Origin of the sequence: Sphingobacterium sp. UBA7253 (assembly GCF_002472745.1) — a bacterium.
GTDB lineage: Bacteria > Bacteroidota > Bacteroidia > Sphingobacteriales > Sphingobacteriaceae > Sphingobacterium > Sphingobacterium siyangense.
The window spans coordinates 1815-13519 of sequence record NZ_DKSP01000141.1; the positions used below are offsets into that span (position 1 = coordinate 1815).

Sequence of the window (11705 nt, forward strand, 5' to 3'; positions counted from 1 at the left end):
ATGGCATCCAGCGTTTCCTCAACCGTGGTGGAAGGCGGTGTCGTAATGGCTGTAGCGGTATTGGTGAGACCTCCTCCAAAGATAAAATTGCCATTTGCCAAAAAACCGACCGTATTTTTCTCGTCAATAAAATAGTCGACCCCAACTTGAGCCGCCATTTTCTGACGTTTGTCCACGTCGATCGTATGGCTGTCATACGACTTTCCATTTTGCTGGCGATCCGTACCATAAAGGTAATTGTAATACCCCAATGTATGATTGTAAGTTCCATAAACATTAATCCTTTTAACCCGATAGTTAAATGCAAGGTTTTCCAATTGTTTGGGACTGACACCATAGGCAAAGGCCGTGGAAATGTTTCCATTTAATCCTTTTGTCTGATTTTTTTTGGTTTTGATATTGATTATACCTGTAGCTCCAGTGGCATCATATCTGGCACTTGGATTATTGATAATTTCGATGGATTTGAGGTTATTGGATGACATCGATTTCAATAGATCACTAAGTTCTTTTCCTGAAAGAAAAGTTTGTTTTCCGTCCAGGAGGATCTGTACGCCACTTTTCCCATTGAGTGTAATGTCTGTATCGTTTTCTATCTGCACACCAGGGGATCTCTTCAAAGCATCGAAAGCTGATATATCCTGTGAACCTATGCTATTCTCTACCTGATAGACGACTGTACCTCCATCTACAGAAAACAACTTCTTTTTACCTTCGACTTCTGCCGCTTCCAGTGTATTCTCCTGTCGGAGAAGATGTAGTGTCCCAACGTTGCAATTGGACGGATTAAACGAACTGCTTCTCAACTCTTTATAACCAAGGTGCTTAATCAACAAATAATAGTTACCCGTTAGTCTATGCGCAATCCGAAAACAGCCCGTGCTATCTGTCATCGAACTAGCTATCAGTTTGCTATCAATACTATATAAGCTTATTGTAGCCAGGAAAACAGGTACGTGATCAGGATTGACGACCTTACCCTGCACGATATTTTCCGTAGCCTGCCCATAAAGGGCTCCGCTCCATAAGAAGAATACCCCAATTAATAAGAATTTTGGTAAAGAAGTCATTCGGTTTATAATAAAATCGTTGTTTTCACTTGGGTTAACGAGATCATATCCTGTGACCTAGAATGGATGTTCATATTCTCCAACTAATATGCTTTAAAAAAGCTATTTTATTTCAAAAATGCCAATTGTAATCAATTATTTTTGCAGATGGATATCTCATAATACGTCTATAAATTAACAATAACAAAATCTATAATACTTAAGATTCATTAAAGTTGCCAATTCTAAAATCCATCCAATCTTCTGCTTTCGTATGTTCAATTACAGTTTGACACCTCATCCTTTCTCTGGCAACTGGCTCAAGCGTGTCATCGGCACCTTCCCTTTCATCTTATTGGTCCATACGATTGTTCTGTTACCGCGATGCAGCAACAGAACTGGGTTTACGATCAAACATAACTGGTTTTTCACTACCGTCCAACAGAATTCCTATACCTTGAATCTGACCGTCCACATCGCTAAAGAAGTTAAAGAGAAGATTACTTGGTTCAGTATCTGCTACCCCATTTTTATCGACAGACCGTGGGTCAAAAACATCATAATGTCGGTGGATAAGAACAACCCTCTCATAACCGAGTTCACTGTATAACTTGTTATCCTTAAGCCTTACCTCAATAATTCCATATGCAGGGTTTTCAAAAGAACCAGTATACTGTTTTAAGGAATGGGAAGGTTTCGTCGCTGTAACGGGCAACTTTTCTTCTTCTTCTTTTTTAATATGGCGCAGTGAGTCGATTTCAGCCTTTTTTTCACCATTCCAGTCGATTGGATTCAAACCAAGTAGTATATCCGCTATAGAATTTCTGACCACCGTAGGAACTTTAGATACGTTTTGATTGGTTAATACGACAATTCCGAGTGTATCTGTTGGAAAAAATGCCACATTCGCAGAAAATCCGTTAATATTTCCACCATGTTCTACTTGATAATGTCCTCTATAGGAGCCAATCATCCAGCCTAAACCATAATTGGAAAGGAAGACATCTTTATGTTTGTCTGGTAAAGCTGCATCCATCACCATTTGGGAGCTCGCAGCCTCATTTATATAATTTGCAGGAAGTATTTCTTTTCCATTGAAATAACCTCGGTTGAGCCAAACCTTGAGCCAATTAGACATGTCATTAGCACTGCTATTTATGCTTCCTGCTGGCCCCATACCACTAATATTATAATAATCAATCAGTTTTATCGTGTTATCTTTGGAAAGTGTATAGGGCAAAGAAGCATCGCTGTCTAGTTGAAATGCTAAGAGATCGGTATTAGAACGGGTCATTTGTAAGGGGGTAAAAAACTTTTCTTGTATATTTTGTTCCCATGTCTTACCACTCAATCGCTCCACAATCATTCCTTGAGCAAGGTACATGAAGTTATTATAGAACCATTTCATTCGCAGGCCTGAACTGGGTTTCATAAATCTGACCCGTGAAATCAGACTATCTCTATTTTTGCTATTGAACAGAAACCAAGATAAATCATAGCGGGACAAGCCTGTCCTATGCGCCATTAGGTCTTTAACAACGATTTGATTATCCATCTCATCATTGTAAAACCGCAGCGTTGGCAGTAAAGATACCGCTCTGTCCTCAAATGTTAGTTTGCCATCTGCTCTCAACAAACCTAACAATGAAGCAGTAAAAGCTTTGGAGCTTGAACCAATTGCAAAAAGCGTATTGGGTGTGACGGGTTTTTTATTCGCGAAATCACGATAACCAAATCCCTTATTATAAATTATTTTATCGCCTTTCACAACAGCAACAGCAAAACCCGCCACATGATGATCTTTTAAAACTTGGCCGAGAACAGAATCAATTGCTTCAAATTGATCTTTCTGCCTGCCTACTTTCCCAACCTGAGAAAATAGTGAAAAAGAAAACCAGGAACAAAAAATAAAGGTTAAAAGGAATTTCATATCAAGTTGGAATTTATACGAAAATACTTATTCAACTTGATTCCCGCAAACTCCTGAAGATATTAGCTTTAGCTATTTTATCCCCCGAATGCTCCTAGTAAAAGAAAGAAGAATACTGGCGCTACAGAAGATTAAACTTCGTTAATTCTAACGCTCATTCTTATCCCGCGATCTTACAAGTCAAACAATTCAGAAGTTTTAAAATGATTTTAAACTCCTGCATGACGATTTTTGTTTATTGAAGGAATTATAAATGGTTAAGGTACCAAAGAGCAACTCTTCGGTTGATGATAAGATTGTTTAATAGTCAATTTCATACGGCCTGTTCTTTTTAGCAACTAAGCTTTCTACCTATTATAAAAGCATTGACTTCCAATCGCGCCACCACCAAATTCCAGCACAAGCCTGTCATTTACCATAATGTAAGTACAACCGTCATTATAAGCCGTTTTTAAGCTATCGGCAATTGGTTTATCAAACAAATTAAAGGAATACCTCCCCATTCCGCTTCGTTGAAAGCTTATATTACAAGGTTCTCCGCTTGTAATACCGATACAATTAGCATTATCTAACTTCTCTTTGAGAGTCCTTAAAGTCCCTCTTGTCCAACCAAGTTCTTGCAATAAAGAGTCTGTTGTATTCGAACTAATTTTCACATCCCAGTTACTGTCAAGCCTGCCTCCACGTTCAAATGAAAAATACCTAAAGTATTGTTTTTGCTAAATTCTATTTCAACAGATTTATCTCGTGGAATTATTTTGTTTATATAATTTTTGACTTCATAAATCTCGGCTCTTTTTTTCTCAAAGTGTTCTTTAAGTTCCGTTACGGAATAATCTTTGTCAAAACCACCAAAAGCGGCCTGAATCATAACGATAAAACCCACGAAAATTGCGATCCCAATCCCACATATAACTAAAAGTATTTTTAGAATAACTTTCATTTGTCTGTTATCTAATATTAAATTAATACCTGGTTTCTCAAACAATTATACGATAATAAATGGTCTATCGGTCTACAAAATCTAATAACCTATTCTTTCGTATAATTCGACTTTCCGTTTACATCCACCTCCTTACCTAAATACTTTGGTTTTCTATTTCTCATTATATCCAAAACGGCTTTCGTAACTGATAGGTTTTCTCTCAATACATAATATTTATACCCCGGGTAAGCGCCCCGATCTGCACTATAGCCGAATGATTTTATGCCCAATTTATCGCCCAGATAAACACATCTATTTAGATGATATTTCTGAGTTACCAAGATTGCCGTATCAACATTAAATATATATTTTGCCCGGTACATGGTCGAATAGCTATCGAACCCAGCATAGTCAATGTAAATTTTTGCGGTATCGATGCCATTTTTCTGACAGTACAACTTCATTACGCTAAGCTCATCGTACTCGTCTCTTCCGTTGTCTCCCGACAGCAATATTTTATCCACTTTGTGGTTTTTGTACAATGAAATCCCAGCATCGAGTCTATCTTTCAAATATCTACTTGGCTGATCACCATTGATACCAGCGCCAAAAATGATGGCGACCTTGGTTCTTGGCACATCTTTAAGTTCAGTGAAAATCACCGAATCTGTTTTAGCCCTTACATTGCTATTGGTTATCACCACAACAACCAGGGCTACTACACATAGAGCGACGACCACTAAAACGAACCTTTTAATCTTTTTCATTAGCTTGATTTGTTCATGATAAACTTATCATTTTAAACACAAATTTAACAGTACAACCTATTAAAAATCGAACCAATTATAATTCGCTGCAGATAAATTATCATTCGTAGGCACTTACGGTCATTTCGGTATATTTCATATGGCTAATAATGCACTAGAATTTAAACATAACCAACATCGCTTTATGATCGGTTGGCCACACACCTTCGGGCAGCAGGAAGTTATCTTCACTATCTTTTTCCTGCTTCTGCCCATACTTTACGGTTTCCACAGGACCGACTATGTTAGCTTTTACTGGCTTCAACGGCTTTTTGCTGCGGTAATAAACGTAATCGATCCGATCCCGAACATCCGCTGTGGGTGCCCATGCCAATTTCTCAATGGGAACATCCTTGTTAAAAGCAGGGTAAGTAAAACCAGGATGACTGACCGGATTGGGATATAATTGACGGAAGCTATCTATAAATCCGGCTTTTTCTAATAAAACCGAACAGTCCCAGGGAACCACTGCCCCACGATGGTCAAAAAGATCTTTTGTCGCCAATGTCCAATCCAAATGCGAAGGCTCATTAAAATCACCTGCAATAATAAACGATTGTGATTGATCCCCTTTCTCTACATCGCTCAGGATATCCTGGATAGCTTCATCACGTTTGCTTTTCCGATTAGCCTCGATAATGGTACCTACGTCTGAAACAGGACGATCTAACTTTTTCCAGGTCACACCATCATAACCACGTGGCAAATAGCAGGCATAATTCGTGTAGTCCAAGTGTAAAGAATAACATACAAAAGAACGCTTTCCAATCTTGATCTTACTTTTTAAAACACCGCCCATCGTACTGTCTTTTTCATAAAGCGCATGCTGTGATTCAATCGGATATTTGGAAATAAAGCCGACATCCAGTTTTGCGTCACTGGACTGGCCAAAATATATGGCCCCCTTAGCTTTGAGTTCCGTGAGTATACGCTGAATAAAATCTGTTCCCTTGTAATTGCGGACTTCACTAAAGAGAACGACATCTGCATGCTTGGCAATAATTTCGTCTGCAATCGGAGGAAACCCATTCGGCACGATAGTCCCCTCCTGCCAGATATTGATTTGCAGTACCTTTACCTCATCTTTTGCCTGAGCGAAGAGCGTATGCCCTAAAAGGGTAATCACCAAAAGAAATATAATTTTTCTTAATTTCATTGGAGTTGTCTATTTCTATGAACAAGCATTACCACAACGTTCTTATCGAAATGCGGTTTCTACCATTATCTTATAAGCGAGTTTCTTACTTATTTCTGTAATAACCAAATAATTTTATCCACATTATCAACTCCACCCCATTGTCGTAGACTTGCTTCATCAACTTTTTCGCGATTTGTATCGAATTCAGAAGTAGGATACATCCAACGCAAAGGCATTTTCGTATTTGTAACATTATGATCAGCTTCAATTGAATAGCATTATATTTAGCAGCATTCCAAAATTTATTAAATAGCGAATTATTTAATATCTTAGCCATACAAAGTTTTAGTATAACGGATAGCAAGCCAAAAGTGGGTGGCATATTCATAAATGGTCGCCCGAATGATGAATGGAACTATTGTGCCGGTCCCTGGGTAAAGGCACAAAATACCGAAATAAATATTGAGACACCACTGGTCATTAACAATTAAAAAAGCATTAGCTCCGATATCGCCTTTTCACTTAAACGCCTTTAAGCAGTGTGTGAATATGCTGCTAAAATCAGATCAGCCTGAGTCGGGAAGCCTAACAAGCAAATACGATGAGTTTGAAACAAACGTTTTATAAAGTACGAAGTTCTAAAATAGTTCAGGGCATTCTAATAGCCAACATTTTTGCATTTCTAATTATTGGTATGCAATCTTCATTGCTGCCCAAGGATGTGGGTGTACTTGTCTTTTCTGAATTTGTGATTATTCCACTGTTGATGGGTATTATTATGGCTTGGTGTTGGAAAGATACCAACATGAGAGGAACACAAATAACGGCATGCTCTACCTTGGGTAGTCTCATGGCTATCTTACTGAGCTTTATATTCTTAGGTGAAGGCATTATTTGCCTCTTAATTGTTTCCCCCTTATTTTTGGTTTTGTTATCGCAGGCGCCTTTATTGGAAGGTCAATGTTTAAAAAGAGCAATCAAAAATTGAATATAAGCATTGTTAGCCTGTTACTTGGAATTTTTATTGTTGACTCCCTGAGTGATCATCATCACGAAAATATGGTCTCCGATGAGATCTTGATTCATGCGAGCCCAGCACAAGTATGGCAGCACGTGGTCGCCTTCGATCCGATATCTCAGAAGGAAAGCTATTGGCTCTTTAATATAGGAATGCCGAGCCCAATGGTCACAACGGTAAGTGAGCATAAATTGGGCGCAAACCGAAAATGCATTTTCAGCAACGGATATATTTTCGATGAGAAGATTGTAAAATTTGACGTCAATGAAAACTTAGTTTTTGATATCATTGATCAACCCAAAGACCCTGAAATTATGGGACATATAGATATCAAAAGAGGTCAATTTATGTTGAAAGACAGTGGAAATGGTACCACTACCCTTATCGGGAACAGTTGGTATAATCTCCATGTCTTCCCGACTTGGTATTATGACCTTTGGGCAGAAAGTATCACTAGGAATGTGCATTTCCGAGTAATGGAGCATATTAAACTATTAAGCGAGCGATAACCTATGTTTTCTTTTGTGGTAAGAAAACTTGGCTTTTTAAAGGATATCCCTTTATTAGCCATCCTATTTGATAGTCTTATGAGACTTTGGATGTTCATTGCGAAGCCCGAACTGCTACATTGGATCGATGACCTGGAAGAAAATGTCGAACGTATGACCGGGACGACCGTTGGGATACATAAATATGGCAAGACTGCGTTCAATTATTCGGGAAAGGAATTCGCACATGTACATAGCAATGGTTTAGTGGACATTTTATTAAATAAAGAGCTAAAAAAATCATTAATGATGGACGGAAAAATCAAGGACCATCATCTATTTAAAAATTCAGGATGGATCAGTTTTTACCTTTACAATAAGCAAGATGTTGCCTATGCCTGTTACCTCTTGCAAAAGGCTTACGACCGTGCTAGAGAAAAACAGAATTCTGTATTCTGTTAGACAGGCTTTGATCTTCCTGAATTGTTCAGTCACTGCAATAATTAGCGAGCCTAGTTCGACAGCAACTGATTTTTCCATCAACATGGTCATTCCGAAAACGCTTTGACCATATGCAGGACCTTTCCATAATTTGGAAAGTCTTTATCTTTTATAATTAATATCTTTGCCGTATGAATATTGAACAGATCAAACAACCTTTCCTCAAAAAATTCCCTGGAGATTTTTCCAATAATCCTACACAGCGAGGCACGCCAAAAGTGTTATTTGCTACGATCGAACCTACTGGGTTTGAACAGCCTCAACTGATTGCTTTCAACGAGGCTCTTTCTGAGGAAATAGGGCTGGGTAAATTTGAAGAAAAGGACCTTAACTTTTTGGTAGGATCTCACCTACCCGACAATATTCAGACCTACGCTACAGCTTATGCGGGACATCAATTTGGTAACTGGGCCGGACAACTGGGCGATGGTAGGGCTATTCTTGCAGGCGAAATTACAAATGCCGCAGGTAAGAAGACCGAAATTCAATGGAAAGGAGCTGGCGCAACACCCTATTCAAGACGTGCAGACGGAAGAGCCGTATTGCGGTCTTCTGTACGTGAATACCTGATGAGTGAAGCCATGTATCACTTGGGCATACCTACTACCAGGGCCTTAAGCCTGGCCTTTACGGGAGAAGATGTTCTTCGGGATATCATGTACAACGGCAACCCAAAATACGAAAAAGGAGCCGTGGTGATCAGAACCGCTGAAAGCTTCCTTCGCTTTGGACATTTTGAACTGATGTTTGCTCAGGGGGAGCACAGCTTATTACAGGATCTGCTTGATTTTACTATTGAAAATTACTTCCCTGAAATTGTTTCATCCGATCAGCAGAAATATAAAGATTTTTTTGAAAATGTATGTAACCGCACGGCAGACTTAATGGTAGAATGGTTTAGAGCAGGTTTTGTGCATGGGGTAATGAATACAGACAATATGTCGATCTTAGGCCTAACGATCGATTATGGCCCCTATTCAATGATGGATGAATATAATTTAAATTTCACGCCCAATACCACGGATCTACCAGGGAGGAGATATGCATTTGGAAAGCAGGCACAAATTGCAAACTGGAATTTATGGAAACTTGCGAATGCCCTCCAACCTATCATCAACGATGAAAAATTCCTTGAAAACACCCTAAATAATTTTGGCGTTTATTTTTGGGAAGCTCATGACAAAATGCTCTGCAAAAAATTCGGGTTTGATGGGCCAAAAAAGGAAGATGAGGTGTTTTTTAGCAACTGGCAGGTTTTAATGCAAGAACTCGCATTGGATCATACCTTATTCTTCAATCAATTGGAAAAAATAACTCCAGAAACTGATTTACATGAACATTTTAGCCCAGTAGCTTACGCTGTTTTAAATGAAGAAAAGCTTAGCAGACTTAAAGACTTCATGGAACAGTATCAATCCCGCTTGCATTCAAATTCAATTTCAAAAGCTGAGTCCCTGGATTTAATGAAAAAAACAAACCCCAAATTTATTCTGCGGAACTATCTGCTTTACCAATGTATTGAAGAAATTAATGCTGGAAAAACAGCGATGTTAATGAAACTAACGCAAGCATTAGAAAATCCATACCAAGAGTTATTTCCGGAATTTTCCGTCAAACGTCCTTCTAGCTATGACAACACCGCAGGATGTTCTACACTTTCATGCAGTTCATAGTACGAAATCCCTCTCTCATTAAGCATTCAGAGGGGAATTAAAGTTTAGGATTTGTAGATTGTCTAAAAATAATAATACTTAGTTGCCAGCCAACAGGTAAGCCTACTAAGAGATAAGACTCTAGATGCATATCTTGAAACCGAACGCTGGGTATATCACCATCCGAAGTAAACTCAGCCCTTCTTAACAGGTCTCGTATCTGAGCAACTTTAAATTTTAAATAAACCACGCGCACCCAACACAATATAAGTCCCGAAGTACTGATAATTAGAAGGGAAAGCCGTTGATTTCTTACCGAAGATACTTTACAATAATTTTTGACTGACAGATACAGAAATGCGAGAATTCCAAAAGAGAAAATAAAAATCAGTGTTGGTAAAACCTGGCCAGGTAGACGCCAGCTATCCTTAAACAAGGGGCTTTCACCTATAATTTGGGTTGTAACCGATCTCTAATAAAAAAGGCAATTAGACACAATACGGTTGACAATCCAATAGCAATTTTGTATTCTTTCATCTTTTTCATTTCAATGAGCTAGGAGTAGGTAAAGCCGGAAACATAGGTTATCGACTTAAACCATTTTGGATATTGCTTTTACATTGTTCGATTTGCTTTTTCATTACTTTAAGTTCCCTTATCTTAGCATCTATCTGTTTCAATTTAAGATCGAGCACTTCCATTTTACTTGTCTGAGTTAGCTCTTTTTGATACCATGCATCAATAACCTGCTTAATTTCGGCTAACGTAAAACCTACAGCTTTTGCCATCTTTATGAACCTCAGTTTTTCGGTTACTTCATCATCATAATAAACGTAGTTATTGGATGTTATATCCTTTTTTGTCTTGCCAGAAATGAGTCCACTCTTTTCATAAAAACGTATAGTTCCAATAGGTATGTTCGCTTCCCTCGCTAGTTGACCAATTAATTTCACTTGATAATCAATAGTTTAAAAAAATATCACAAGTATAAAGTATACTTCATACTTGTTGGTTGTAAAAATACAGTTTAAATTTGTCTATAGAAAATCAATGGTCGCTATAAATATCTTTTTATCATGAAAACAGCATATTCCGACAAAGAACTTATTAAACTTGTACCCGGCTTCACAAGCAATTTTATCGTAATAAATGACATTTCAATCCATTATGTTCACGGAGGCAAAGGAGACCCCATAATTCTTATTCCGGGTTATCCAGAAACATGGTGGGCGTATCATCATGTAATGCCTATATTAGCAGAAAGCAACCAAGTATTTGTAGTTGAAATTAGAGGAATGGGTAGCTCAGATAAACCGGAAAATGGTTACGACAAAAAGAACATCGCCAAGGATATCTACAAATTAGTAAAGCATTTAGGCTTGGACAGCGTTTTTATTGCAGGTCACGATATCGGTGCACATGTTGCTTTTAGTTTTGCTTGTAATTATCCTCAAGCAACTAGTAAATTGATACTGCTGGATACACCACATCCAGACCCAAGCATGTATCAGCTTCCTATGCTACCTGTTTTGGGGGGAACTTATCTATATCCATGGTGGCTAGCTTTTAACCAAGTCAAAGAATTACCGGAAAGGTTACTTGAGGGGCGCATGTCAATCGTCATCTCTTGGTTATTTGACAACCTGCTGATTAATAAAGATAGCATAAGCCAATTTGATAAATCTGTTTATAGTGAAGCTTATGACAATAAAGATGCTATTCGTTGTTCCAATGCATGGTATCAAGCCTTTCCACAGGATATTAAAGATTACGCGAGCTACAGTAAATTAGAAATGCCAGTCCTGGCGATTGGTGCAAGTGGCTATGACCTACTTCTACATTCTTTACCGGAAATCACCCGTAATCTAACACTTAAAAAAATTGAAAACTGTGGCCATTTTATTCTTGCGGAAAAACCTATTGAAACCGCTGAATTGATCAAAGCGTTTTTATTGACAATCTAATTTCGGATGAAATCAACTTGTAATAAAAAGCAACGGTTGCAGGCCTATCCTGAAATAATTATTCATCTTCGAGGATATGTTATGTCCTGGTTTCGAGATAAAACTTAAAAGCTATAATCTACCCCAAAACTGATATAACCCGGCAAAAGTTTATATTCGGTGCTGGTATTATAAAGGTCTGTCAATTCAGCATTTCTGAAAAAGCGAGTATTAAAAATATTTTTTGCTGTCATA

General features: G+C 38.1%; 11 protein-coding genes. 5 read left to right on the forward strand and 6 right to left on the reverse strand.

Annotation, left to right across the window (positions count from 1 at the left end; translation table 11 throughout):
- The 5 genes from B2X72_RS14605 to B2X72_RS14625 form a co-directional block, all read right to left on the reverse strand.
- Positions 1 to 1070: TonB-dependent receptor (locus tag B2X72_RS14605; RefSeq protein WP_286850189.1), on the reverse strand; the 1070-nt coding region annotated here is incomplete at its 3' end.
- A 355-nt stretch (positions 1071 to 1425) separates the two neighbouring features.
- Positions 1426 to 2979, reverse strand: coding sequence for a serine hydrolase (locus B2X72_RS14610; RefSeq protein ID WP_286850192.1), 1554 nt, complete (start codon positions 2977 to 2979; stop codon positions 1426 to 1428).
- Between the two features lie 652 nt (positions 2980 to 3631).
- The gene (locus B2X72_RS14615) at positions 3632 to 3922 is read right to left on the reverse strand and encodes a hypothetical protein (RefSeq protein WP_286850194.1); all 291 of its coding nucleotides are present in this window, start codon (positions 3920 to 3922) and stop codon (positions 3632 to 3634) included.
- 89 nt (positions 3923 to 4011) lie between these two features.
- The gene (locus B2X72_RS14620) at positions 4012 to 4671 is read right to left on the reverse strand and encodes a SanA/YdcF family protein (RefSeq protein WP_286850197.1); all 660 of its coding nucleotides are present in this window, start codon (positions 4669 to 4671) and stop codon (positions 4012 to 4014) included.
- A 154-nt stretch (positions 4672 to 4825) separates the two neighbouring features.
- A complete protein-coding gene (locus B2X72_RS14625) occupies positions 4826 to 5866 on the reverse strand; it encodes an endonuclease/exonuclease/phosphatase family protein (RefSeq protein WP_286850199.1) in 1041 nt (346 codons plus the stop codon).
- A gap of 583 nt (positions 5867 to 6449) precedes the next feature.
- Between B2X72_RS14625 and B2X72_RS14630 the strand changes: the two genes are divergently transcribed.
- The 4 genes from B2X72_RS14630 to B2X72_RS14645 all read left to right on the forward strand — a co-directional run bounded on the left by B2X72_RS14630 (position 6450) and on the right by B2X72_RS14645 (position 9528).
- Positions 6450 to 6836 (forward strand): hypothetical protein, encoded by a 387-nt coding sequence (locus B2X72_RS14630; RefSeq protein WP_286850202.1) that lies wholly within the window; start codon positions 6450 to 6452, stop codon positions 6834 to 6836.
- Positions 6833 to 7375 (forward strand): hypothetical protein, encoded by a 543-nt coding sequence (locus tag B2X72_RS14635; protein WP_286850205.1) that lies wholly within the window; start codon positions 6833 to 6835, stop codon positions 7373 to 7375. The genes B2X72_RS14630 and B2X72_RS14635 overlap by 4 nt, the downstream gene beginning before the upstream one ends.
- Positions 7376 to 7390: 15 nt before the next feature.
- Positions 7391 to 7816: a luciferase family protein gene (locus B2X72_RS14640; RefSeq protein ID WP_286850207.1), complete on the forward strand. Its 426-nt coding sequence runs from the start codon at positions 7391 to 7393 to the stop codon at positions 7814 to 7816.
- Positions 7817 to 7986: 170 nt separating this feature from the next.
- Positions 7987 to 9528 (forward strand): protein adenylyltransferase SelO, encoded by a 1542-nt coding sequence (locus B2X72_RS14645; protein ID WP_286850210.1) that lies wholly within the window; start codon positions 7987 to 7989, stop codon positions 9526 to 9528.
- Between the two features lie 563 nt (positions 9529 to 10091).
- Here B2X72_RS14645 and B2X72_RS14650 read toward each other — a convergent pair.
- Entirely contained in the window at positions 10092 to 10460 is a 369-nt protein-coding gene (locus B2X72_RS14650) for a MerR family DNA-binding protein (protein ID WP_286850212.1), read from the reverse strand.
- 123 nt (positions 10461 to 10583) lie between these two features.
- Between B2X72_RS14650 and B2X72_RS14655 the strand changes: the two genes are divergently transcribed.
- On the forward strand, positions 10584 to 11471 hold the full coding sequence (locus tag B2X72_RS14655; protein WP_120334570.1) for an alpha/beta fold hydrolase: 888 nt from the start codon (positions 10584 to 10586) through the stop codon (positions 11469 to 11471).
- Positions 11472 to 11705 lie beyond the last annotated feature (234 nt).